The following is a 24317-nucleotide window of genomic DNA, read 5'->3' as shown; positions in this document are numbered from 1 at the left end:
AATAGACGCAACTTTATGCTTTCTTCCAGAATTTTAGCTTCTTTTTGAGCTTTTGCTTTTTATGAAATTTCTCTTGAAAAGACTGAGTTGCATTGCATATAGCTTTGTAAACTTTTTCTTGATCTTCTCCACTTTCTTTCGCGTAAGCTTTTGCCATAATAGCAATATCACTCTCATTATATGAAAGGCGTGCAAAATTTGCCATACGAGTTTCAAAATCCATAGGTCCAAAATTCATCCTATTGAGATCTACGAGGTAAAAATCATAGCCATCATCATTGATAACTATAAGCGTATTACCAGGAGAATGATCTAGAAAATGTATGCCTTTATTGTGAAGTGTATACGTGAACTTTGCAAAGGCTGCCAGTATCTCTTTATTACCCTTGTAAATACCTTCGGTTGTGAGCTCTCTATATGTAAGATCGTACTTAAGATGCTTACTTACATAATAACTATGGCCAAAGAGTATAGTTTCTTCTTCAAAATAAGCAATAGGCGCAGGAGTTAAAATACCATTATCCAGCAACTTATGTGCGTAAGTAAATGAGCGTTCGGCCTTTGAGCTTCTAAAAAATTTATAAGCAATTTTGTTTACAAGGTGAGGAACTTTAAATGACTTTACATTAATCGTCTCATCACCTATATTAAATAGTTTAAGTGAGTTACGATCACGCTCATCAAAGGATTTTCCTTGCGTATCAAAATTTGCAATCATTGCGCAAATCTCCTCTTGCTCGCCTGTATATGTATCAGAAAAAGTGTGTTTCACGAGGTAAAAGTACAGATTTGTGAACTATGAAACCTAGCATTAGTATTGCTATCTTTGCGGCTATGTCAAATCAGTCCTCTATCTTTTTAGAAAGCCATAACCTCAAAAATGAATTTTCTGGGTTCGGGCAATTTAACAAGCATCTTATAGACGCACTCATACGTCAAAATTCAAATAATTTTCAATTTGTAATACACGCAAGAGATAAGAATAAATGGAGTGAACATTTTGGTCAAAATGTAGCAATAAAAAAGTATTACAACTTTACAAGAAATAAAAGTATTGGTATACGGAAACGTTTTGATGTATGGCACTCACTCAATCAAAATACGAAAATTGAACCTCTACGCGATTTACCTTATGTACTCACAGTACACGATGTAAACTTCATAGATGAAATTTCATCTGATCTAAATCATAAGAGAAACAAACGTTTTCAAGAAAAACTAGATAGAGCGACAGCTATTACTTACATATCTACTTTTGCAAAACAATCTACACATCGATATTTCAAAGTGCCAGAGGTTCCAGAGTATATTATTTATAATGGAAATACTATAAAAGAGGTCGAAATTTCAGACACATACACTCCAGAGATATCACCTTCCAGGCCATTCCTATTTACTATAGGAGACGTATGTGAACGCAAAAATCAACACGCACTGGTTAAGATGCTCAAGTATTTAAATGGATTTGACCTGGTGATTTCGGGTAAAATGGCATCAGAATATGCACAAGGAAAACTAAAAGCAACAATAAAAGATTTGGGCTTAGAAAATCGTGTACACCTCACTGGACGTATCTCTGACTTAGATAAATTTTATTACTATAAAAATTGTGAAGCTTTTATGTTTCCTACGTTGAGAGAAGGTTTTGGTATACCAGCAATCGAAGCTATGCGTTTTGGCAAACCTGCTTTTATATCTAACAACACTTCCTTACCAGAGGTAGGCGGTGATGTCGCTTTTTACTGGGATCACTATGATGCCAAATATATGGCAGAAATAGTAACATCAGGTCTTGCAGAGGTAGCTCACAACAAAAGCGCTTTTCAAGAGAAAAGTATAACACACTCAAAAAAGTTTTGCTGGGATGAGGCGGCGAGACAATATATAAACGTATACCGAGAGGTACTCAATAAATAAACTAAATGAAAGAAGAACACGACGCAGCACTAGCAGTACTTAAACGCGGGGGTCTCATCCTCTACCCTACAGATACCGTATGGGGTATAGGTTGTGATGCGACTAATCCAGACGCCGTAGATAAAGTATATGCCCTAAAAAAACGAGCAGAAAGTAAATCTCTAATCTGCTTAGTAAGTGACTTCAAAATGCTCAACCAGTATGTAGAAAATATACCTGAGGTAGCTTATGATATTCTTAAATATGCTGCAAAGCCCACTACCATTATCTACGACGATCCTATACGTGTAGCGACTAATGTTATTGCACCAGATAACAGTACAGCCTTTAGAGTGTGTCGCAATCAGTTTTGTAATTTTCTTCTTAAAAAGTTTAAAAAACCTATCGTTTCAACCAGTGCAAATATTACTGGACAACCTACACCACAAAGCTTTAGCGAGATCTCACAAGAGATTATAGATGGTGTAGATTATGTAGTAAACATAGATCGTAGTCGTAAATCTAGCAAACCAAGTGCTATTATAAAACTTACAGAAGACGGTAAAGTAACTATTATTAGAAAGTAGTTTTTTACGCTTTCGCGAAAGCGTACTTACCCCCACATAAACATACTACATAGGCAACCCTTTTTACAGCTCATACTACTTTTACAAAGAGGGAATGAAGCCGTACCTTTGCCTTATATTTTACATACCTAATGAATCTTAAAAACGCTTTAAACAATCCTATTTTTAATACCATCTCACGCGCTGCAGATGATTTACAACTCGAGACATACGTCATAGGAGGATTTGTGCGTGACTACATCCTTAAACGTGGTGAGGTAAAAGATATAGACGTTGTAGCCGTAGGGAGCGGTATAAAGCTAGCTCGCAAAGTCTCTGAACTGTTACCTAACAAACCTAAAGTTCAAGTTTTTAAAACCTACGGAACCGCAATGTTGCGCTCTAACCAGATAGATGTAGAGTTTGTAGGAGCCCGCAAGGAGTCATACTCAAAAGATAGCCGCAACCCAGTAGTAGAAGACGGCACGCTAGCAGATGATCAAAACCGTAGAGACTTTACCATAAATGCGCTAGCCATACGTCTTAATGACGAGGGTTATGGAGATTTAATTGACCCCTTTGGAGGGATAAGTGATTTGGATCGCAAAATAATACGCACTCCACTTGATCCAGATATTACCTATAGTGATGACCCGTTGCGTATGATGCGTGCCATAAGATTTGCCACACAGCTTGATTTTATGATAGAACGCAAGTCTATGGAGTCTATCACACGTAATGCAGCACGTATTAAGATTATTACTAATGAACGCATTGTAGACGAGCTTAACAAGATAATGTTGAGCCCAGTGCCTTCTAAAGGATTCTTATTATTAGAAAAAACAGGCTTACTTCCTTATATCTTGCCAGAGCTTGTTGCTCTTAAGGGTATAGACGAGATAGAGGGTCAAAAACATAAGGATAACTTTTACCACACCCTAGAGGTGGTAGATAATATCTCTCGCCATACAGATAATCTATGGTTGAGATGGGCAGCGCTTTTACACGATATAGGAAAAGCACCTACTAAGAAGTTTTCAAAAAAAGTGGGGTGGACCTTTCACGGGCACGAGTTTGTAGGGTCAAAGATGGTTTACAAACTATTTAAGCGCCTTAAAATGCCTCTTAATGACAAGATGAAGTTTGTTCAAAAGATGGTATTGATGAGCTCACGCCCTATTGTTATCTCTGAAGATCACGTGACAGATAGTGCTGTGCGCAGACTCATTTTTGACGCAGGAGATTATATAGAAGATCTTATGACGCTTTGTGAGGCAGATATTACTACAAAAAACCCAAAACGCTTTAGACGCTACCATAACAACTTTAAGGTTGTGCGTGAGAAGATGAAAGAGGTTGAGGAGCGCGATCACATACGTAACTTCCAGCCACCAGTATCTGGTGAAGAAATTATGGAAACCTTTAATCTAAAACCTTGTCGTGAGATAGGAACGCTCAAAGAAGCCATAAAGGAAGCTATACTAGAAGGAGAGATACCTAACGAAAAAGAAGCTGCCGTTGCCTTTATGATGGATAAAGCAAAGACTATGGGGCTTACTGCATAAGATTATAGCTTATAAAACAAAAATCCCCTTGAAGTATATCAAGGGGATTTTTTATATCTATAAATGACCGTATTAACCTATCTCGCAGGTTTTATGACTCCCGTCACAATAAGGAGGATTTTTAGTCATCTTACAATTACATAAATAGGCAGTGCCTGTTTTTACTGCCTCAAAACGTAAACTAGGGGTACTCTCTGCCGCTTTATGTCCGCCATCACAAAATGGCTGTTTTGCAGAGTGTCCACAAGTACACCAAGAGTATTTTTTTCCTTCTTCAAGCTCTACGGCTATAGGTGCTAGACCTGCTACTTTTTTATTATTCTCCATTATATATTAGTTATAATTGAACAGTTTCCTGCTCAGTGGTGTTTGTTAATTCTTTAATTATGGGCTTTTCCTCCTGAAACATTTTTATGGTATAGGTAAGCAGTGTGCTGTCTCCACGCATCCCGTGACCTGGTATTACTTGCTTTACATCTGGATACAGATACTTTGCTGTGGCTACGGTCTTTGCCCATTCCTTTAGGTTTGCATCTGCTAGATTGCCTTTTCCTGCTTCTAGAGATTTTATCATACACCCGCCTAGTAATACCTCTGGTCCTTCTAGATAGGCTATCGCATTATCATCTGTATGTGCAGGACCTAAGTAATCCATCTTTACGAGGGTCTTCCCTAGCATCAAACTATCTTTACGCTGAAAAGTATTACTTAAGGTGATTGTATCTCTAGCAAGTAATGCTGCTGTTTTTGACGAGCCATATGTAGGTATGCCTGCTTCATTAAATGCTTTTACACCGCCTGCGCCATCTATATGAGCGTGACTCACCATAACGGCCTTTATGGTCGCGTTAAGATCATTTTGTATAAAGTCAATAAGTTGTACAGATGTTGAATCATCTAGGGGTGTCTCAAATACAAAAACCTCATCACCCTCCTTACGTATATAACCATTACAAGGTATGTAACCATCTTTACCGTCCTTAAGATATGAGACGTGCATATAGTCTTGATCAGATAGTTTTATTATCTCTAGCGGCCTTAGGTAAGGCTCGGGGGCATACTTACTCTTGTCAAAACAAGAATGTAATAGTAGTACGGCTAGACAGATCCCTAACATCTGCAGTAGTCGCTTCATTGTTTACTTTCGTTTATTTCTTTTATTATAGTTTTTATCGCCTCTGGTCTTAGGCTTCTTGTATTTTTTTGCAATTTCTCTTCTGTAAGAACCTCCCAGATTTACCTTAGAGTTTTTCTCACTCTTCTCGTGAAAAGCTGGTCCCGGAGCATCCTCATCATTTTTATTCCATTTATGAGGATTAAAAATTTCTTTAGCTTCTGGTCGCTCTTCTGGTGTGAGTTCTTTAGAGATTTGAACATCTTCTGGCAGCGTCTCTATAGGTACTTTTACACCCATCAGTGCTTCTATCTCTTCTAGAAAAGCATCTTCGGCTGGAGTGCTTAATACTATTGAAGTACCTTCTTTTTGTGCTCTACCGGTACGCCCTATTCTATGTAAATAGTTTTCAGGAAAACGAGGTGTGTTTACATTTATAACGTGTGTTATGTCATCTATATCAAGACCACGCGCCATTACATCTGTCGCTACCATCATACGTACTTTACCTTCAGAAAAGGCATTGATACTGTTTATACGGTAGTTTTGCGTCTTGTTAGAGTGTATGAGGTCTACTTGCCCTGGAAACGCTTCTTCAAGCTTGAGGTATAGCCTGTCTGCCATACGCTTGTCTCTTACAAAGAGCAACGTTTTTGGGTACGCTTTCGCGGAAGCGAGCTCTTCTAGTAAAAAGTTAACCTTGGTATAGAAGTTAGGTATCTTATACCCTACTTGCTTTATATTTTCTAGTGGTGTCCCACTACGAGCAACTTTTATGAACTGAGGCTTGTTAAAGTAATCTTTAATAAGCGCATCTACATCCTCTGTCATCGTGGCGCTAAACATAATGTGCTGTCTCCTTTTTGGGAGAATGTCAAAAATGTTCATAAGCTGTGGTCTAAAACCTAGATCCAGCATCACATCTACCTCATCTATCACTACCTTTTGGATAGATTTAAGTTGCAATACTCTACTCACGGCTAGATCATATAGTCTACCAGGTGTTGCTACCACAATATCTTGCCCTTGAGCAATGAGTGCCTTTTGGGTATTGATATTAGAACCACCATAAACACCCGCAATACGCACATCTATGTATTTTGTGAGCTTTTCAAGTTCGTTTACCACTTGTAGTACAAGTTCTCTAGTAGGGACTAGAATAAGTACACGAGGGTTTTCTTGTCTTGAGTATGGTAATGTTCTTAGTATAGGTAAGAGGTATGCAAATGTTTTACCTGTACCGGTTTGAGCAATTCCTACTACGTCACTTCCAGACATTACAGGCGCAAGTGCATCTACCTGTATAGGAGTAGGTTGTGTGTACCCCATATCATCTAGGGCATTCCACAAAAATTTATCGAGATTGAGATCTTTAAAGGTCATAGACATTCTCGCGAAAATAGGTTATTTTTTAAGATTCACAGTACTTTACAGGGTATTATCCTTTTAATTTTCAGCTATAAACGGGGTTTCAACTACCATCACTTTCTCAAGATTATTAAAGCATTAGGTTTTTAAGTCACCGCTAGGGCCGTTTTCTGAAATGAATATACAAAAAATGCAACCCTTTTGAGGTTGCATTGTGATTGATTACGCTTTCGCGAAAGCGTGATACTACAAGTCTCTTTTCTTTAACAATAGTAAACTTGCATATATAAATAAGAACGTCCATACCGATACGATAGCTATCTCGTGAAAGTATACCGTGTAATCTGAAAGGACATCTGCCTGAATTTGATTTGCTGCAGACTGTACAATATTGAGCCTTGTGAGTGGTTGTTCTATAAGATTACTCATACTCTCAAGTGGTAAAAATTGTGACACATTGCTGCGCAGTCCTTCCATATCATACTTCTCTTGAAAGAATAAACAGATGAGCTGAACTACCCCTTCAAAGAAATACCACATTAATAAAAAGCCAAGTGCAAATGCAGAGCGTTTTATAAGTATCCCTAAAAATAAACAGAATGAGAAGAAGGCAACCAGCTTAAGGAAAAAGGCAAATAAGAACTCTAGGTCAGAAAATATGATAGACATCTCTGTAAAGTCTGAAAACGAGAAGCCTAAGATAAGACTGAGTACCGCCACAAATAAAGTAGAGATGGCTGAGAAGACAACAACGGTTAAGAACTTAGAGAGTATAAATTCCTTCTTACTCAAACCGTCTATGAGGTTTTGTTTAAGCGTTCTATTGCTGTACTCATTTGCGGTCATAGATACTATTACAACGGCTAAGAAAAATTTGAGTATTGCCGCTACATACGTATTGAAGTGCCAGATGTATGGAAAGTTAAAAATACCTTGGTCTGCCAGACGAAACTCGGCTCCAAAAAGGTTAAACTTAATTGAGGCAAGCAGTGCTATAGCAGATAGTAACACAAAGTACCCTATGATAAGGACACGTGATGTCTTACTATGTCTGAGTTTATGATATTCTATGGTGAGTAGTCGTAACATTGGGTTGTTTAGTTTTTAGTTAATTCAAGGAATTGCTCTTCTAAGCTCTCTTTGCGCTTTACAAGGTGCGTGAGCACGATACCTTGCTGGTGTAGTTGCGTGTTGAGCTCTTTGGCTTCTAGCGGATTTAATAAAAACCCAGTGAGCAAGTCGCCTTCTATCTTTACCTCGCCAAAATCTGAGTGAGCATTGAGATAGGTCTCGAGCATAGATAAGTTATCTGTGCGCAACTCAAAAAAGCCGTGACTGGCATTCATCGCATCTACTCGTCCTGAATATAACTTTACGCCTTTACGTAAGATAACTACGTGTGTACATACTTTTTCTACCTCATCTAGTAAGTGAGAGGCAAGTAGTATGGTAGTACCTCCTGCGGCAATTTTCTTTATAATCTCACGTATCTGGTGTATACCTTGTGGGTCAAGACCATTTGTAGGCTCATCTAGTATAAGTATCTCTGGATCGTTAAGAAGTGCAGAGGCAATGGCTAGACGTTGTTTCATACCTAGTGAGTAGGTACTAAACTTGCTATGCATACGGTCTAGAAGTCCTACAATTTCAAGTTTTTCTTGAATCTTATCTGACGGGACATCTTTTATCTTGCAGACTAACTGTAAGTTTTGTGCCGCAGTCATATATGGGTAAAAGTTAGGTCGCTCTATAATAGCTCCCACCTTTTTTAAAGCATTATGTGTGGTGTCTGACCCATCAAACCAGTGAAAGTTTCCAGAAGTAGGGTTTACCACATTAAGTACCATACCTAGGGTGGTAGATTTACCACTACCGTTAGGGCCTAGTATGCCATATACGTTTCCTTTTTCTATCGTAAACGAGAGGTCATTTACAGCCTTTACAAGGCCGTAATGTTTCGTTAGATTATTAATCGTTAGGATTGTTTCCAATATGAAGTATGTTTTTTGATTGCTAGTGTTTACAAGACGGCTATGTAGACCTTTTGTTACACGCCTTTAGTATCTTTACATAAAAACGCCCCGCAATGGAAAACAAACTGATGTCTAAAAAGAAACCCTCATTTCCCGTAAATGAGAAGCTTCTTTCCTATCTAGACACCTACGCAAGGACATCTGAGGTTACGATCTCTTATGAAGATCTGCTTAGGTTTTCTGGTGGTGTGAGTGTTTTTGATAAAGAAGATAATGACACGCTATGGATACGTGTTTACTATCCCGAGTTTGAACAAGATGAGATAGAGTATAATCTTAAACGTATTTATACCCAGCTGCACTCAGATGGTAATGAGAATATCTTTGACTACCTACGCATTGCGGGTATAGACTTTTGCACTTTTGGTAACTCTAAGCCCTTTCGTATTAAGGTGCTTAATATTTATAATAATAACTACGTATACTTTTATGTAAAGCAGGCAGATGCTAGTAGAGTTTATGGACTTGAGCTTGAGCACATCTTGTCGCCTAACCGTATTAACTTTCTGGTATATGAAGACACGCTTATAGAAGAGCACATCTCTGGTATACCTGGTGATGAGTTTATAAAAAATCACCTCAGCGAGTGTGACGACCTAGGTCTTACACAAATCGCAAAGGAGTTTGTAAAGTTTAACGAGCGCTGTATGATTACCCTACTGGGTGATATGAGAGCTTATAACTACGTTATTATCCCTACCCACGATTTTGACACGGTACGTTATAAAATACGCGCAATAGATTTTGACCAACAGTGTTTTGAAGGTAATTTTAAAGTATATCAGCCTGCTATTTTTAAAGAAAACATAAGACTGGTACAACTGGTTGCAAAGCGACTAGACAACCGCTCTATCGAGCAATACCGTAATGAAGAGAGAGCTCTACTTGCAAGGAGAATTCTCAATGGTAAAAAGAGACTCACGAGATTACTACGTGTAATGGCTACAGATAATATCTCTCCTCGTGAGAATGTGCGCCAGCTAAGAGCAGATATTTTTGACTTTACAAGTGATCTCAAATTTAAACGTGCTGCAAATATGGGAGCCGTACTACGTGCAGCACTAGAGTTTGTAAAACGTAATTATGAAGACATCAGTCTTAAACGTCTCATAAAGGAGATTTAAAGCATAAAAAAAGCGTAGCTATCTAGCTACGCTTTTTTTATATAATATGGAAAGGCTTAGTTCTGCTCCTTGTTAAAGTACACAAGGTAGTAGTACATCTGCTTTTCTTCATCCCATCCTTTTTCTACAAATTTCTCTGCGCTTTCTGGGTTAATAAAGTCCATTTTAATCTGGATATTGGTATCGAGATTAATCACACTTTTTATTTTCTTACGCTGGGCTGTAACCGCTTTATTGCTTATCGAGAAGTCTGTAAGGTCTTCTATTTTATACTTAGGCGACTGCTCTGTTTTATAATGGCGAAACTCTGGAATAAGATCCGGATTATCTATCACGTCATTCATAAAAGCCGTTTCCTCAAAGGTGTCATTTTTTGCAAAGTGATTTACCGCGCGGTTCATAAACAGCACTTCTTCCTTTTTATCTTCGGCAGGGAGTACCACGTCTTTTGCAAAGTCTTGACAAAACTTAAGATACTTCTTTGTGTAGAAGTTATCATCTTCAAAGGTCTCTACACCCATAAAATTCTCTAGCCAGTACTTTGTGTCATAACGGTTAGAATCTACAGAGAGTACCTTATACCCTTCGTCTTCTTTATGGTTAAAGATAAGACAGCCTTTATCTAGTTTATTAAGATTAATACCTTGCTCAAGTATCATCTCTAGGTTTGTCCCGCTTTCGCGAAACTGTAAGAAATCCTGCTTTAACTCACTCTTAAAGATACCTAGGGCATCTGTCTTGATATTATCTATCTGCACGCCTTCTAGGTGTGCGATATACAACTCACCAGCCTTAATGTGCGGGTGATCACTTTGTGCATATAAGTGTTTTGCAATATCCTCAGAGAGTAAATGCGTCCCGTGTGGGTTATCAAAAACTTTCTTTGCTAACGTAAAAAGCGTATTAAACTCTAAATCTTGATCGTGAAAAAACTTATAGTAGTTCTCTTCCTTTTCTCTAAAAGGCTTAAAGAAAAACTCCTTAATAAGCGGAGTAAGCTCATCACTTAAAGGATACGGGTCTTGAGATACAAAAAGTCCTTCTGCCTTTCCTTTATTACCTATACGGTGTATAGATAGTGACTCTATCTGAGCGCTATATAAATTTATCATAGTCGTATGTATGTGTTGTGATGTATGCGATGCACACAGGTTAGGTTATAAAGAGATACAAGAATACTAATTCCAGTTCTCATCAAAACTTAAATCGTCAAAATCGTCGATGTTGTAATCATCATTAAACTCATCATCATCCTCATCTTCCTCGTCTTGTGGCTCCATCTCAAACTCTGGTGCTTGGTCTGGCACTTGCCCTTGTACAAACATAAGGTTAGGATACGTCACGCCATCTTCTGGCTCTGTAATCTCTGCAAGCTCTACAAGAAAACGCCACATATTTAAGAAGTCATATACATAAATAAGACGCGTCTGGTGTTCTCCCAGAAGCCCGTCTAGTGACGTCTCATTCATAAGGCGCAACTGGCTCTCACCCTCACCCATTTCAAACTGGGCAAACTCCTCGCCCTGCATCCAGGTATCATCACTTAGGTAAAAAGCAGCAACCTCTGCCCCATCAAACCCAAAAGACTGGTTTATAGCATTATGCAAGTCTTCAAGCGTAGCCGCAGCTTCGATCTCAAGATCGCGAAAAACATCTTCTTCTGTGTCTAGAATTGCTCTAAAACGGTAAATCATTGTACAAATTTTAAGATGGTAAAGATACTTGGTTTATCCCTATATCGTAGGTGTGATAGCCTCCCTTTTTGGGAAACTTTCTAACAAAATATAAAACTGAACCCCAAAAAGTAATGACGCTAAGACTAAATGTAATGGCTGACTCCCAAACGGGAAATCTATATAGTACATCGCGATTCCCGTCACCACCTCTAAGGCTATGAGTATGAGTGTCCAGTTAAGTAACTTGGTATGCCCTAGCAGTAGGTTTTTATTACGCCAGAATATATATAGGTTTAATAATGTCACGAGTATAGAAAACGATCTATGTACATAAAACCATACCGTAGCCGGGTTAAGCCATAACTCCTTTGCCTCATAGCCTACCTCTGCCACGCGCTCATCTACATACTGTCGTACTTGTGTGCCTAGTGCAATTTGCACAAGCGTGAGTATACTAGCGACCACAATGAGGTTTTTAAAAACAGGGTCATAAGTACGCTTTCGCGAAAGCGTAATCCCCATCTCTTTATGCTGCGATTTATACCACAAGAACAAGAGTAGCGCTACTATGAAGAGGGCCGCAATCATATGGATGGTAATTTTTACCGGTAGTAAGTTTGAGTCTACTACTTGCTTCCCCAGCCACGCCTGAAAAAGCATTAAAGGCAACACCATAAAGGTGGCAAAAATAAGCCCCTTGCGTCCCTTCCAGTACCAGAAAGCGAGAATCACCATAAGTAACATAGGGATACCGGCTAGTGCCGTTACAAGCCTGTTTATATACTCTATCCAGGTGTGCCATACGTTAAAGCTGGCATAGTCGTGCGTGTCATAAGTGTCCCAGTTTTGCTCATTATAGGTGGCTCCAGAAGTAAAATCTGCTGGCGCAACGCGCAGCGACTCATTGCGTATAATGACCTGTCCATCTTCATAACTATGGTTAGGCTCCCATTGCAGCTCGCTCTCTTCTGTAGGAGGTACTAAGTACCCAAAACACTGCGGCCAGTCTGGGCAACCCATACCGCTTCCCGTCATACGTACCACCGCCCCTGCGATGATAATGAGGTATAAGAAAATGATTGATATTTTAAGCGCGCGTCTGTACCACATATGTACTCTTTTTAAGAGCTGCAAAAATACAAAACGACCTTATTTTATTTCTTCTTTGGTGTTCAAAATAGTTGAAAATTGGGAGGATATAGTAAGAGAAACTATAATGTTGATAACCCATAAAAACTAAAGTAAAAACATAGTGATTTCAAACTCTGATAGCGTGTATATTTATGTAATCAATTAAAAGACAATAACATAAATCTAATAAACTTTAGGTTAAAAATTTCATCCAGCTTAATAACAAAATCCTTAAAACCTATATTATTTGAAACAAAACACAACATTATATAAGATTGAAAAAGAGCATAATCTGGAATCGGTAATTGAAGGAATAGTATCTCACCTTGCTCTAAACAAGAAGGAATCAATAATTAAAGACATTAAATTACTTGATTATGACGCAAAACTCATTGTCATTCAATCGTCTGACAAAGAATCAGAATGGTCTAAATTTATTCCGAAAGAATACACTGAAGGAATTTCTCTTGAGTATAAGATACCCTCAATATTAATACTAGTTAATACTAAATCAGGTATTTACTCAATAATCGGAGGAACGTTTTACAAATATGTTTTACCATTTTTAGATACTTCTTATGGATTAAACACATATTCTAGAATAATGGATCCAGTTATAGATCAAATAATTACTATAAAAACTAGAGGAGTTACTGGTCTACGTGCTGGTATGTCAGAACAGTTTAAAGACAATTATCGCTTAATGGATTATATTAAGTTTGGTAAAATCCCTACTGAATTAAAAATTAAAATTGCAGTTGAAACTGCTGAACTATATTTTAATCAATTCTTATCAAATAGATCTAAAAATATAATTTTAAATATATCTAGTGGATTAAACATTAATAAAAAATTGACATTTCAAGAATTAGGTCTTTTAATCGAAATTATAGAGTACATAGAAACAAAAAAGGCAAATGATTTTTTTAGTTCATATAAAGAAATAAATAATAAAGATAGAATCAAAAATTCTCTTAAACCCGCCTTAATTAATGAATTATTTAATCAAAGGGTAAATATTACTAGTAAAAAAATTTCAAATTTTGATGTTTGCTATCCTAATAAGATAGAAGATTTTTATAGCGCTGATGAATATAAAGTCAAATTAAAAAAAGGAAAGAGTAATTTTAAAACTATTGAAACAACAAGTGAAAAAAGCGAAATTTTACCGATAATCTTAAAGTATCTTAATGAACAGAATTTTGACCAAAATCTAGAATCTTTCAGTAACTACATTTATAATATCCATATTTATTCTTACAAAAACGATGCGAAGAAAGCTATTTTAAAGACAGCTTTAATTTACCATTTAAATACAGAACTTCACATTCAAGGCCTAGGAACTTATATCTATTTAGACTCTAAATGGTATCAACTAAGGAATATTTTTATTCAAGAAATGAATCAGAGATGTTCAGATATATTGAATGAATATGATCTAAAAAATAAAGTATTAAATGAAGAATGGAAAAGTAAATCTAACGGAAAAAGAGAGAACGAAGGCACATACAACGATCGCTATATCAAGAAAGACTACCTTGTTTTAGATGCCATAAATCCAGAATCAATAGAACTTGCTGATATAATTCATATAGATAACGGCACAGTCTACTTATGCCACGTAAAATATGGTTTTAGCACTTCAATGAGAGAACTATACAGTCAAATAATTTCCTCAGCTAGAAGATTAAAAAATGATCTTAAAGATGAAGATAATAAATACTTAAGGGCTGTCTATAAAGGACTACAATCTAAGTCTAAAAATAATGGTTTATATGAAGAGGAATTTTTAAATATTTTTAAAAATAGTAATAGTATTAAATATGTAATGTGTGTAACTAGCCATATAAAGAATAGACCACTGCAATCTACAGTTTCTAAATACAAATCAAATATTGCTAAACTATCACTAATTCAATGTTACCAAGAAATGCGAACAAATTATTATGATTTATCTTTTGAAATTATAAAAAACGATGCTTGTTTCAAAAATTGAGTTTCAAATTAACTGCTTTATAATTTGAGTGTATTTTAATATCCTTTCGCGAAAGCGTAATAACCCACAAACCATAAAAAAACCTGCTATCACTAGCAGGTTTTTTTATGGTATATCATTCTAGTAGTGACTAGATGTGTATAGGTCTATCTTCGGTTGCAGCGAGGGCAGCTTCTTTTACAGCCTCTGCATACGTAGGGTGTGCGTGGCTCATACGTGCAATATCTTCTGCACTTGCTCTAAACTCCATTGCGGTTACTCCTTCGGCTATAAGGTCTGCTACACGAGCGCCTACCATATGTACACCTAGTACCTCATCTGTTTCCTTATCTGCAAGTATTTTTACAAATCCGTCTGTATCACCACTCGCGCGGCTACGTCCTAATGCACGCATAGGGAACTGTCCAGACTTGTAGGCTACACCAGCTTCTTTAAGTTGCTCTTCGGTTTTACCTACAGAGGCAACTTCTGGCCAAGTGTATACTACACCTGGTATAAGGTTGTAATCTATATGTGGTTTTTGACCTGCAAGAATTTCGGCAACGAGTGTTCCTTCTTCTTCGGCTTTGTGAGCGAGCATTGCACCTTTTATCACATCACCTATAGCATAAATGTTTGACACATTAGTCTGCAAGTGCTCGTTTACTTCTACTTTACCACGCTCGTCTGTCTTGATACCTACAGCATCAAGATTAAGACCGTCTGTGTAGGCACGACGTCCCACAGCTACAAGTACGTAGTCTGCCTTAAACTCTACATCTACACCTTTTTTATTATTTGTCGCTTTTATGGTAATCTCATCTCCGTCACGCTCTACAGCAGTAACTCCGTGAGATAGAGCAAATTTTACTTTTTGCTTCTTGAAGACTTTAAGTAATTCTTTACTCTGAGCGCCATCCATCGTAGGGATAATGCGATCCATATACTCTACTACAGTTACCTCTGCACCTAGACGCTTGTATACTTGACCAAGCTCAAGACCTATCACACCACCACCTATCACAACAAGGTGCTTAGGTACTTCTGGAAGTTTTAATGCTTCTGTAGAAGTGATGATACGTTCTTTATCTATGTTTATAAAAGGTAATGTGCTAGGCTTAGATCCTGTTGCTATAATGGTATTTTTTGCCTCTATAGTTAGGTTTTTCTCTCCTGCGATATCTATGTGTGTAGCATCTTTAAAAGATCCCACACCCTGGTAAACGTCTATCTCATTTTTACCCATTAAGAACTCAATACCCTTTGTAGTAACGTCTACTACGCTTTGCTTGCGGGCAATCATTTTCTCTAGGTTAAATTTTACATCACCTACCTCGATACCGTGCTCTTCAAAATGCTTGATGGCATCTTCATAGTGGTGTGATGAATCTAGAAGCGCCTTAGACGGGATACACCCTACGTTAAGACAAGTTCCTCCTAGTGTACTATATTTTTCTATTATTGCTGTTTTCATTCCTAGTTGTGCACAACGTATTGCTGCAACATATCCACCAGGACCAGAGCCTATAACGGCTACATCGTATGAACTCATAATTTGTTTTTAAAAGTTACACAAAGATACAAAGAGCTGTGAAGTTAAAAGCGCAATGAATGGCTCTTTTTTACACGCATCTGCTAGGGAGTTTGTGACCACTAGACATAAAAAAAGCCCTCGTGTGAGGGCTCTTACTTTTTCGCGAAAGCGAACTAAACAATGATTACATCGCTCCCCACTCTTTTAGTGAGTCTGTGTTCATCTTTACGTAGTCTTGATTTTTTGCTTCTTTTGCTCCTTTAAGTGACGCTTGTGCTGCTTTTATAGCTCCTTTTTTGTCTCCTACCTTTGCAAGTAATAATGACTGCTGGCGTAGTTGCCAGAACTTAGGATCTTTGTTCATAGACATCGCTTTGTCCATATACGACTTTGCTTTATCTAGTGACTGTCCAGTGCTAGAAAGATATACTGCTGCAGCATAGTAATCACCCATACCTGGTCCTGCCATCATCTTATCTATACTCGCAAGTACTGTCTCGTTTGCCGGTACTGTAAATGGTACAGCTACATACGTTTTATCCCATTGCATTGTAAGGTGTGCACCATCGTTAGACAGGTGGTTGATTCCCATAGTAAAAGACTCTGCTGGCATATTGCTCATTTGTGCCTTTGCCGTTGCCTTTGCAGCAACCTTGCTATCGTCCCACTTTTGAGGTGTACCCCAGTTATTTGTATCTGTGTAGAAGTATACTTCCCAAGTAGATGCTGTAGGCTTTGTGTATACTGCATATTTTCCTGCCTTAAGCTCTGTACCTGCAACTGTTACTGGTGTAGAAAACTCAACGGTTGTATTTGCATTTGCACCTGTGCGCCACATTGCACCGTAAGGTACAAGGTCACCCATAATAGTGCGTCCTCTCATTGCAGGTCTAGAGTACTCAAGAGTAACATCTGTAAGACCTACCGTTTGCATCACCTTTGCTGCTGGGCTAGGTGCTGGTGTTTTAATTTGTGCTGTAGCTCCTGCTGTCATAAGACCTAAGAAGGCTACAAAAAGTAATTTTTTCATAATGCTTGATTTTATTGGTTATGGATTTTTTTACGCTTTCGCGAAAATTTCCTCACACAAAAATAAGATGTTAAAATGCGTCATATGTTAACAAAACCTTAATATAACGCTCTGTATCTTTACCGCAAAACAGCACATATGAAGCGCTACATAGCCGAAATAATAGGAACATTTACAATGGTTTTTTGTGGTTGTGGCGCTATGACAGTAAACGAGATTACAGGCGGCGCCGTTACCCACCCCGGTGTTGCAATTACCTGGGGGCTTATTGTGATGGCTATGATCTATGCCTTTGGTGATATATCTGGTGCGCACTTTAACCCTGCGGTGACAGTAGCTTTTGCTTATGCAAAGAAATTTGCGTGGAGAGAGGTGCCTAAGTATATCATTGCACAAGTAGTAGGAGCTACACTTGCCGGTGCGATGTTGTGGTTCTTGTTTCCTGAGAGTGAATTTTTAGGAAGCACCGTTCCCTCCTTTGAGCATTACAAGGCTTTTGTACTAGAGATAATCCTCACCTTTTTCTTAATGCTGGTCATCATAAACGTATCTACAGGTGCAAAAGAAATAGGTATCATCGCGGGTATTGCCATAGGTGGTGTCGTATTGCTAGAAGCAATGTTTGCGGGACCTATGACTAATGCGTCTATGAATCCTGCGCGATCTATAGGTCCTGCCATATTTTCTGGGCAATGGGAACCTATGTGGCTATATGTTACCGCTCCATTTATAGGTGCAATACTAGCCGTAGCAAGTTGCAAGCTCGTAAAAGACGAGCAGTGTTGTGATGCTTAATACATACCCACCCCACACATCTTCAACCCAAATCTTTGCACAACTCACGATTATTTAATTTTTGTTTAACTAAATAGCTTGTTTTGATAAACATTTTGATTGTATTTTTATAATCAGAAAATAAGCTATGAAAATCTACCAAATACATTCTAAGCAAAATCTACCTATAAGTGTAGATGAGGCTTGGCAGTTTTTATCAAACGCACGTAACCTAGGTACCATCACTCCAGATTATATGAATTTTAATATCATCTCTGGTGCAGATAGACCGGTGTATGCTGGCCAACTTATACAATACACCGTCACCCCTATTGCAAATATTAAGATGCAGTGGGTTACAGAAATCATAAGTGTAAAGGAAGGTGCCTATTTTGTAGATGAGCAAAAGTACGGCCCTTATGCCCTATGGCATCACAAGCATTTTATAAAAGAGATACCAGGCGGCGTAGAGATGGAGGATATTGTAGACTATAAAGTACCTGCAGGCTTTTTAGGAAGACTTGCACACCCTTATCTGGTAAAACCAAAACTAGAAGAGATTTTTGAATACAGAAAGAAAGCACTCGAAGACAAATTTGGTGTTTATAAAAACCCAGAACAAACAGCAACTACACTTAAACAAGATATACTAGCCTAACACGCATAAAAATAACACTATGAGCAAAAACATACTATTAATAGGAGGAAGCCACGGAATAGGTTTTGAAATCGCAAGCAAGCTATACCAAGACCACACGGTATATGTAGCTTCCCGTACTAATGAGAATCTAGGTAATCTAGATGTAAACTACATCGAGTATGACACAGAAAAGGATGAGCTAGACCTAAGCCAGTTGCCAGACCACCTAGATGGTTTTGTATTTTGCCCGGGTACTATAAACTTAAAGCCTTTTAAAATGCTCACGGTAGATACCTTCCGTAAAGATATGGAGCTTAATTTTTTGAGTATGGTAAACGTAGTTCACCAGGTGATGGAGCACCTTAAAAAATCTGAGCAAGCAAGTCTTGTTTTCTTTAGTACAGTTGCTGTAAAGGTGGGAATGCCTTTTCACACAAGTGTTGCCGCTGCAAAGGGAGCTATAGAAGGATTTGCCAAAGCACTCGCAGCGGAGTATGCGCCTAAGCTACGTGTAAATGTAATAGCACCATCACTTACAGACACACCACTTGCAAAGCGTCTCTTAAGCAACGACAAGAAAAAAGAAATGATGAACGAGCGCCACCCGCTTAAACGTGTAGGTACCTCAGAAGATATTGCAAATGCAGCAGCCTTCTTACTAGGTGACGACAGCACTTGGATTACTGGTCAAGTGATAGGTGTAGATGGTGGTATGAGTACACTTAATGTAAACTAAGTATTTAATAAAGAGGTTTAAAACGCTTTCGCGAAAGCGTATAAAAACCCAATCAAGGCTTTAAGAAACCCCCATTTCTTAAAGCCTTAAATTTGTAATCTATGAGCACAAAAAAAGTAACAATATTTTGGTTTCGTCGTGATTTACGACTGGATGATAATGTAGGTTTTCTAGAAGCACTAAAGGGAGACTACCCGGTCTTACCTATTTTTATCTTTGACAAAGAAATTCTTGATAAACTCCCAGAAGACGACGCCCGCGTTACTTTTATTTATAATGAATTACAAAAAATGCGTGACACCCTGCAAGCAGAGCACGACAGCTCGCTGGCAATGTTTTACAGCACTCCAGAGCAAGTTTTTAAAGAGCTCATAGCAGATTATGATGTGCAGGCAGTAATTACAAATAGAGATTATGAGCCGTATGCACTAGAGCGTGATAAAAAGATTGCATCACTACTTGAAGAAAATGATATCTCATTTACCACCTTTAAAGATCAAGTGATTTTTGAAAAAGATGAGATTGTAAAAGGAGATGGCGATCCTTATGTGGTTTATACACCTTTTAAAAATAAGTGGAAAGCGACTTTTGATGAAGATAAAGACCTCATCATACATTACACCTCGCAGTATCTTGACAATCTTATAGACCATAGTAGACTGCCTAATGTCACGCTGGCAGATATGGGTTTTAAAAAATCTAGCATTGAGGTGCCAGATTATGACGTAACCCCTACCCTTATAGAAAACTATGAGGATACACGCAATTTTCCCGCACAAGATGGGACATCGCGATTGGGGCCGCACTTACGTTTTGGTACAGTTTCGGTACGTAAAATGGTAAAAAAAGCAATAGCTCAGACTAACGAGGTTTTCTGGAGCGAACTCATATGGCGTGAGTTTTTTATGCAAATTTTATATCACTTCCCGCATACTAAAGACAAAGCCTTTAGATCAAAATATGACCGTATAGACTGGCGTAATAATGAAGAAGAGTTTGAAAAATGGAAAAACGGCCAGACGGGCTATGCCCTAGTAGATGCTGGTATGCGCGAGCTCAATGCAACAGGTTATATGCACAACCGTGTGCGTATGCTCACAGCAAGCTTTTTGTGCAAGCACCTACTTATAGACTGGCGCTGGGGAGAAACCTACTTTGCCGAAAAGCTACTCGATCATGATATGAGCTCAAACGTGGGTAACTGGCAGTGGGCAGCAGGTTCTGGAGTAGATGCTGCACCTTACTTTAGAATTTTTAACCCTATGACACAGGTTGATAAATTTGACAAGCAAAAGGAATATATCAATAAATGGGTGCCTGAGTTACAAGAGCTTTCGTATCCAGATAAAATGGTAGACCATAAAGAGGCTAGAGAGCGCTGTCTTAAAACGTATAAAGAGGCGGTTGCTTAGAACGCTTTCGCGAAAGCGTAATACCTATATATTCTAAACCTTACAAAATAAATAGAGTTTAACACCGCTCGCTAATGTTTTCATAAAGAATCTCAAATACAGTTTGAAAGCCAACTCATACTTGGCATATTTGAGAAAAAAAAAAAGAATGAAAACAAAAAGAACAGCGACGGTACTCACCGTTATAGCGATTATAGCCATTGGGTATTTCGCAATACCTAAACTCATTGGACTAGAGCAAAGTGTAAAAGGTTTTTCTAATTTTGAGGAAGTTATAGGAATACCAAATGATCTTGCGAGATATACAACTGGTGTAGTAGAGTTAATTACAGCAATACTTCTTGCACTCTCACTTACGGTGGCTAAAAGAGCAGAGACTACTCATATAGCAGGCTATTTGCTACTAAGTGGTACAATGGTAGGTGGCCTACTTACCGAATTTTTGATACGCCCAGAGCCAAAAATGATGCTCGTGTATATAGCAATTGTATTACTTGCGATAGCTATATATCAATTACTTAACACGCACACTTTAAAAGCACTTGATAATGAATAATCTTACTAATAAAGTCATCTTAATTACTGGTTCTTCAAAAGGGATAGGTAGTGCAACTGCACAACTACTTGCTCAACAAGGAGCACAAGTAGTGATAAACTATGCCTCTAGTGATGAAGATGCACAACAGACACTAGATGCTATAAAAAACGAAGGTGGCAACGCCATAAAAATAAAAGCAGATGTAAGTGATATAGAGCAGGTAAAAGCTATGTTTAAGGAGGTTCTTACTGTTTATGGCAAACTTGATGTGCTCATAAACTGTGCAGGCATTATGAAAAATAAGCCGTTTAATGAAGTTACTCAAGATGACTACACATCACAATATGATGTAAACGTACGAGGAATATTTAATACAATGCAGGAGGCTTTTAATCACTTACAAGATGGCGGGAAGATTATAAATTTTTCCTCCAGCACCACTAAGATGATGTTACCATCATATGCAATCTATTCTTCTACAAAAGCGGCTATCGAGCAAATGTCTCGTGTAGTTAGCCAAGAGATAGGCAGAGGCATAACGGTAAATTGTATAGCTCCTGGCCCTACAGAGACAGACCTATTTTTAAAAGGTAAATCTCAAGAGTTTATAAAAGAGCTTGAAGGTAAATCACCCTTTAACAGACTTGCTCAGCCAGAGGATATCGCAAAGGTAGTACAGCTTATGGTAAGCGATAACTCACAATGGATCACTGGCCAAGTGATAAATGCAAACGGAGGTATTGTCTAGCAGGGATTAAAAATTACGCTTTCGCGAAAGCGTATATTACCTTACTTTTAGCATTCACACATAGACATCAACTTGTGCTCAAATACTGGAAGTCCTTATCATTTACCACCCGTTTTTCTATAATTGCCGCAATAGTCACCTGCGCACTAGGACTCTTGAGTATGGGAGCGCTAGGGGCTGCACTATATTACACCGTATCTTTTCTATTTACATCGTACCCAAGTTTTTCTAGCTGGACGGGAGACTGGGTCTGGCCAGCGGTTATAAGTGCTGGTATGTTCTGGTCGTTAGGCTTCATCTGGGCAGGACTGGCAGCTCACTTTATAAAAAAAATCATCGCTTCTCCCCTCTTACGTACCATTCTATACATCATAATGTGCTGGTTGTGGGCAGTGACTGTCTGGTACATTATACTCTCTGTACACTTTTAGAGGAGGTATAATAGATGTATATAGTAGCTATAATGGGTAAGAAATTTGTCTTATCCTTTTTTACTATCTTAGAAGCTACTATAAATCAACCATTTTATGAAGAAAAAAGTACTCCTCTACGCATTAGGACTTATGACGTTGAGCCTCTCTGCTCAAAAGATGTCTGTAAACAAGAAGGCCGTAATTGCCTCTGTCGAAAAACACGAAAAAGAACTCATACGCATCTCAGACGAGATCTGGGCACTGGCAGAAACTGCCTTTGAAGAAACACAATCGGCTAAAATTCTAGCAGACTATGCGGAAAAACAAGGATTTACCGTAGAGCGCGGCGTGGCTGGGATGCCTACTGCCTTTGTTGCTACCTATGGATCTGGTAGCCCAGTGATAAGTGTACTAGGCGAGTTTGACGCATTACCAGGACTCTCTCAAAGAACAGAGCCTACTAAGAATCCGCTTAATGAAGGGCAGGCTGGTCACGGTTGTGGTCACAATATGTTTGGTGCGGCAAGCCTAGGGGCAGCAATTGCTATTAAAGAGCAAATAGAAGCAGGAAAAATAAAAGGAACTGTAAAATTTATGGGTACCCCATCTGAAGAAAAATTCTTTGGAAAAATATGGATGGTACGTGACGGCGTTTGGGACGGTGTAGATGTAAATGTATCGTGGCACCCAGCTGCCGAAATTAAGGCAGATGTACAAAGCTCACTTGCCCTTGTAGATTTTAAAATAGAATTTTTTGGTCAAGCAGCACACGCCAGCGCAGACCCTTGGAATGGTCGCTCTGCCTCTGATGCATTAGAACTTTATACAACAGGTATAAACTACTACCGTGAGCACGTAAAACCTACGGTACGTATGCATTACCATATACAAGATGGTGGACAAGTAGTAAACGTGGTCCCAGATTACTCGAGATTATGGATGCGCGTGCGTGACACAGAACGCAAAGGAATGATGCCAGTATACAAGCGCGTACAAGAAATGGCAGAAGGCGCAGCAATACTCGCAAATGTAGATTACAAAGTATCTCTCATTTCTGGTATTTATGAAGTGCTCGTAAACAGAACCGGTGGTGCAGCAATGCAAAAAAACTTAGAGCTGCTAGGCCCTATCACATACACTCCAGAAGAAATCGCCTTTGGTAAAAAGATACAAGAAGTAACAGGAAAACCACAAGTAGGTATGGATAGTGCTATCAAGCCACTTGAAGAAACTAGAGAAAACCCAGGTGGCGGAAGCACAGATGTAGGAGATGTAAGCTGGAATGTGGCAAACATAAATCTAGGTGTAACTACAGCTCCTAAGGATACACCGTGGCACTCGTGGGCAGTTGTAGCCTGTGGTGGTATGTCTATTGGGCATAAAGGGATGACTTATGCCAGTAAGGCAATGGGTATGACAATGCTAGATCTTTTTGAAAACCCAAAACTTGTAGAAGAGGTAAAAGCAGAGTATAAAGAGCGCAAAGGCGATGCCGTTTATGAAGCTATTGTACCTCCAGGACCACCACCAGTAGATCAAGGTAAATAATATGAAAAATATACATATCAAAGCAGTAGCACTTGTTGCTACTGCTTTTTTCATCCAGAGTTGTAAGGAGCAAGCACCAATAGACACAAGTGAGGCTACAACACAACAAATAGAAGTGGCTATAGATCACTATGCAATAAATGTAAATGATCTAGAGAGAAGTGTTGATTTCTACCAAAAGATATTTGGCTTACAAGAAATAGAAGATGGCACAGAGCAACCCCACATACGCTGGTTTAGACTAGGCAGCACACAAGAGTTACACATTATCGAGGTAGATAGCCTAGATAAACGTATTCCAAAAGGAGTACACCTGGCGCTAGCTGTGCGGGATTTTGACCGCTTTCGCGAAAGCATTATAAACTACAATCTAGATTATTATGACTGGCCAGGTACTAAAAACGCAATATCAACACGCCCGGATAAGGTGAGACAATTATATATACAAGACCCAGACGGTTACTGGGTAGAAGTAAATGATGGTAACCAATTTTAA

Annotated in this window: 25 protein-coding genes; 14 read left to right on the top strand and 11 right to left on the bottom strand. The window is 38.5% G+C overall.

The window, feature by feature from the left end:
• Positions 1-13: 13 nt before the first annotated feature.
• Positions 14-772 carry a Kdo domain containing protein gene (locus Q0948_RS14060; protein ID WP_298354150.1) on the bottom strand — a complete coding sequence of 253 codons (759 nt, stop codon included), beginning with the start codon at positions 770-772 and terminating at the stop codon, positions 14-16.
• A 26-nt stretch (positions 773-798) separates the two neighbouring features.
• Between Q0948_RS14060 and Q0948_RS14055 the strand changes: the two genes are divergently transcribed.
• From Q0948_RS14055 to Q0948_RS14045, 3 genes are all read left to right on the top strand, one after another.
• Positions 799-1917, top strand: coding sequence for a glycosyltransferase family 1 protein (locus tag Q0948_RS14055; RefSeq protein WP_298354152.1), 1119 nt, complete (start codon positions 799-801; stop codon positions 1915-1917).
• A gap of 5 nt (positions 1918-1922) precedes the next feature.
• The gene (locus Q0948_RS14050; RefSeq protein ID WP_035328332.1) at positions 1923-2483 is read left to right on the top strand and encodes an L-threonylcarbamoyladenylate synthase; all 561 of its coding nucleotides are present in this window, start codon (positions 1923-1925) and stop codon (positions 2481-2483) included.
• A gap of 131 nt (positions 2484-2614) precedes the next feature.
• Positions 2615-4027, top strand: coding sequence for an HD domain-containing protein (locus tag Q0948_RS14045; protein WP_035328329.1), 1413 nt, complete (start codon positions 2615-2617; stop codon positions 4025-4027).
• Positions 4028-4099: 72 nt separating this feature from the next.
• On the opposite strand, the gene Q0948_RS14040 is transcribed toward Q0948_RS14045, so the two are convergent.
• The 5 genes from Q0948_RS14040 to Q0948_RS14020 all read right to left on the bottom strand — a co-directional run bounded on the left by Q0948_RS14040 (position 4100) and on the right by Q0948_RS14020 (position 8500).
• Entirely contained in the window at positions 4100-4354 is a 255-nt protein-coding gene (locus Q0948_RS14040) for a CDGSH iron-sulfur domain-containing protein (RefSeq protein ID WP_035328326.1), read from the bottom strand.
• 10 nt (positions 4355-4364) lie between these two features.
• On the bottom strand, positions 4365-5162 hold the full coding sequence (bla, locus tag Q0948_RS14035; protein ID WP_298354160.1) for a subclass B1 metallo-beta-lactamase: 798 nt from the start codon (positions 5160-5162) through the stop codon (positions 4365-4367).
• A gap of 3 nt (positions 5163-5165) precedes the next feature.
• Positions 5166-6524: a DEAD/DEAH box helicase gene (locus Q0948_RS14030; protein WP_298354263.1), complete on the bottom strand. Its 1359-nt coding sequence runs from the start codon at positions 6522-6524 to the stop codon at positions 5166-5168.
• 231 nt (positions 6525-6755) lie between these two features.
• Positions 6756-7598: an ABC transporter permease subunit gene (locus tag Q0948_RS14025; protein ID WP_298354163.1), complete on the bottom strand. Its 843-nt coding sequence runs from the start codon at positions 7596-7598 to the stop codon at positions 6756-6758.
• A gap of 8 nt (positions 7599-7606) precedes the next feature.
• Entirely contained in the window at positions 7607-8500 is an 894-nt protein-coding gene (locus tag Q0948_RS14020) for an ABC transporter ATP-binding protein (RefSeq protein ID WP_038600433.1), read from the bottom strand.
• Positions 8501-8595: 95 nt separating this feature from the next.
• On the opposite strand from Q0948_RS14020, the gene Q0948_RS14015 reads away from it, so the two are divergent.
• Positions 8596-9666 (top strand): hypothetical protein, encoded by a 1071-nt coding sequence (locus tag Q0948_RS14015; RefSeq protein WP_038600429.1) that lies wholly within the window; start codon positions 8596-8598, stop codon positions 9664-9666.
• Positions 9667-9722: 56 nt separating this feature from the next.
• On the opposite strand, the gene Q0948_RS14010 is transcribed toward Q0948_RS14015, so the two are convergent.
• The 3 genes from Q0948_RS14010 to Q0948_RS14000 all read right to left on the bottom strand — a co-directional run bounded on the left by Q0948_RS14010 (position 9723) and on the right by Q0948_RS14000 (position 12452).
• Positions 9723-10778 (bottom strand): nucleoid-associated protein, encoded by a 1056-nt coding sequence (locus Q0948_RS14010; protein WP_298354170.1) that lies wholly within the window; start codon positions 10776-10778, stop codon positions 9723-9725.
• 66 nt (positions 10779-10844) lie between these two features.
• The gene (locus Q0948_RS14005) at positions 10845-11360 is read right to left on the bottom strand and encodes a hypothetical protein (RefSeq protein WP_035328315.1); all 516 of its coding nucleotides are present in this window, start codon (positions 11358-11360) and stop codon (positions 10845-10847) included.
• Between the two features lie 39 nt (positions 11361-11399).
• The gene (locus Q0948_RS14000; protein WP_298354174.1) at positions 11400-12452 is read right to left on the bottom strand and encodes a COX15/CtaA family protein; all 1053 of its coding nucleotides are present in this window, start codon (positions 12450-12452) and stop codon (positions 11400-11402) included.
• A 268-nt stretch (positions 12453-12720) separates the two neighbouring features.
• Here Q0948_RS14000 and Q0948_RS13995 point away from each other — a divergent pair, with 268 nt between their 5' ends.
• On the top strand, positions 12721-14469 hold the full coding sequence (locus tag Q0948_RS13995; protein ID WP_298354177.1) for a DUF6119 family protein: 1749 nt from the start codon (positions 12721-12723) through the stop codon (positions 14467-14469).
• 130 nt (positions 14470-14599) lie between these two features.
• On the opposite strand, the gene lpdA is transcribed toward Q0948_RS13995, so the two are convergent.
• Together lpdA and Q0948_RS13985 are read right to left on the bottom strand one after the other, a co-directional pair.
• Positions 14600-16000 (bottom strand): dihydrolipoyl dehydrogenase, encoded by a 1401-nt coding sequence (gene lpdA / locus Q0948_RS13990; protein WP_298354180.1) that lies wholly within the window; start codon positions 15998-16000, stop codon positions 14600-14602.
• Between the two features lie 166 nt (positions 16001-16166).
• Positions 16167-17012, bottom strand: coding sequence for a DUF2911 domain-containing protein (locus Q0948_RS13985; RefSeq protein WP_298354183.1), 846 nt, complete (start codon positions 17010-17012; stop codon positions 16167-16169).
• Between the two features lie 111 nt (positions 17013-17123).
• Here Q0948_RS13985 and Q0948_RS13980 point away from each other — a divergent pair, with 111 nt between their 5' ends.
• The 9 genes from Q0948_RS13980 to Q0948_RS13940 all read left to right on the top strand — a co-directional run bounded on the left by Q0948_RS13980 (position 17124) and on the right by Q0948_RS13940 (position 24317).
• Positions 17124-17807, top strand: a complete 684-nt coding sequence (locus Q0948_RS13980) for an MIP family channel protein (RefSeq protein ID WP_363317848.1) — start codon at positions 17124-17126, stop codon at positions 17805-17807.
• 127 nt (positions 17808-17934) lie between these two features.
• Entirely contained in the window at positions 17935-18444 is a 510-nt protein-coding gene (locus Q0948_RS13975; protein ID WP_298354189.1) for an SRPBCC family protein, read from the top strand.
• A gap of 19 nt (positions 18445-18463) precedes the next feature.
• A complete protein-coding gene (locus Q0948_RS13970; protein ID WP_035328292.1) occupies positions 18464-19162 on the top strand; it encodes an SDR family oxidoreductase in 699 nt (232 codons plus the stop codon).
• Positions 19163-19263: 101 nt separating this feature from the next.
• Entirely contained in the window at positions 19264-20574 is a 1311-nt protein-coding gene (locus tag Q0948_RS13965; protein ID WP_298354195.1) for a deoxyribodipyrimidine photo-lyase, read from the top strand.
• A gap of 148 nt (positions 20575-20722) precedes the next feature.
• Positions 20723-21130, top strand: a complete 408-nt coding sequence (locus Q0948_RS13960; RefSeq protein ID WP_298354198.1) for a DoxX family protein — start codon at positions 20723-20725, stop codon at positions 21128-21130.
• On the top strand, positions 21123-21860 hold the full coding sequence (locus tag Q0948_RS13955; protein ID WP_298354201.1) for an SDR family oxidoreductase: 738 nt from the start codon (positions 21123-21125) through the stop codon (positions 21858-21860). The genes Q0948_RS13960 and Q0948_RS13955 overlap by 8 nt, the downstream gene beginning before the upstream one ends.
• Positions 21815-22291, top strand: a complete 477-nt coding sequence (locus tag Q0948_RS13950) for a hypothetical protein (RefSeq protein WP_298354204.1) — start codon at positions 21815-21817, stop codon at positions 22289-22291. Before Q0948_RS13955 ends, Q0948_RS13950 begins: the two co-directional genes overlap by 46 nt.
• A 96-nt stretch (positions 22292-22387) precedes the next feature.
• Positions 22388-23821: an amidohydrolase gene (locus Q0948_RS13945; protein WP_298354207.1), complete on the top strand. Its 1434-nt coding sequence runs from the start codon at positions 22388-22390 to the stop codon at positions 23819-23821.
• Between the two features lies 1 nt (position 23822).
• On the top strand, positions 23823-24317 hold the full coding sequence (locus tag Q0948_RS13940) for a VOC family protein (RefSeq protein WP_298354210.1): 495 nt from the start codon (positions 23823-23825) through the stop codon (positions 24315-24317).

This window comes from uncultured Dokdonia sp., from assembly GCF_947496725.1.
GTDB lineage: Bacteria > Bacteroidota > Bacteroidia > Flavobacteriales > Flavobacteriaceae > Dokdonia.
The sequence above is the reverse complement of the archived record's forward strand: the minus strand, read 5'-3'. Positions and strand labels throughout refer to the sequence as shown.

Coding starts and splice junctions, on each gene's coding strand:
- Q0948_RS13955 (WP_298354201.1), top strand. CDS start 21,123: ATGAATAATCTTACTAATAAAGTCATCTTAATTACTGGTTCTTCAAAA.
- Q0948_RS14045 (WP_035328329.1), top strand. CDS start 2,615: ATGAATCTTAAAAACGCTTTAAACAATCCTATTTTTAATACCATCTCA.
- Q0948_RS13960 (WP_298354198.1), top strand. CDS start 20,723: ATGAAAACAAAAAGAACAGCGACGGTACTCACCGTTATAGCGATTATA.
- Q0948_RS13945 (WP_298354207.1), top strand. CDS start 22,388: ATGAAGAAAAAAGTACTCCTCTACGCATTAGGACTTATGACGTTGAGC.
- Q0948_RS14050 (WP_035328332.1), top strand. CDS start 1,923: ATGAAAGAAGAACACGACGCAGCACTAGCAGTACTTAAACGCGGGGGT.
- Q0948_RS14030 (WP_298354263.1), bottom strand. CDS start 6,524: ATGACCTTTAAAGATCTCAATCTCGATAAATTTTTGTGGAATGCCCTA.
- Q0948_RS14000 (WP_298354174.1), bottom strand. CDS start 12,452: ATGTGGTACAGACGCGCGCTTAAAATATCAATCATTTTCTTATACCTC.
- Q0948_RS13975 (WP_298354189.1), top strand. CDS start 17,935: ATGAAAATCTACCAAATACATTCTAAGCAAAATCTACCTATAAGTGTA.
- Q0948_RS13940 (WP_298354210.1), top strand. CDS start 23,823: ATGAAAAATATACATATCAAAGCAGTAGCACTTGTTGCTACTGCTTTT.
- lpdA (WP_298354180.1), bottom strand. CDS start 16,000: ATGAGTTCATACGATGTAGCCGTTATAGGCTCTGGTCCTGGTGGATAT.
- Q0948_RS13950 (WP_298354204.1), top strand. CDS start 21,815: ATGGATCACTGGCCAAGTGATAAATGCAAACGGAGGTATTGTCTAGCA.
- Q0948_RS14040 (WP_035328326.1), bottom strand. CDS start 4,354: ATGGAGAATAATAAAAAAGTAGCAGGTCTAGCACCTATAGCCGTAGAG.
- Q0948_RS14005 (WP_035328315.1), bottom strand. CDS start 11,360: ATGATTTACCGTTTTAGAGCAATTCTAGACACAGAAGAAGATGTTTTT.
- Q0948_RS13970 (WP_035328292.1), top strand. CDS start 18,464: ATGAGCAAAAACATACTATTAATAGGAGGAAGCCACGGAATAGGTTTT.
- Q0948_RS13965 (WP_298354195.1), top strand. CDS start 19,264: ATGAGCACAAAAAAAGTAACAATATTTTGGTTTCGTCGTGATTTACGA.
- Q0948_RS14015 (WP_038600429.1), top strand. CDS start 8,596: ATGGAAAACAAACTGATGTCTAAAAAGAAACCCTCATTTCCCGTAAAT.
- bla (WP_298354160.1), bottom strand. CDS start 5,162: ATGAAGCGACTACTGCAGATGTTAGGGATCTGTCTAGCCGTACTACTA.
- Q0948_RS14055 (WP_298354152.1), top strand. CDS start 799: ATGAAACCTAGCATTAGTATTGCTATCTTTGCGGCTATGTCAAATCAG.
- Q0948_RS13985 (WP_298354183.1), bottom strand. CDS start 17,012: ATGAAAAAATTACTTTTTGTAGCCTTCTTAGGTCTTATGACAGCAGGA.
- Q0948_RS14010 (WP_298354170.1), bottom strand. CDS start 10,778: ATGATAAATTTATATAGCGCTCAGATAGAGTCACTATCTATACACCGT.
- Q0948_RS14025 (WP_298354163.1), bottom strand. CDS start 7,598: ATGTTACGACTACTCACCATAGAATATCATAAACTCAGACATAGTAAG.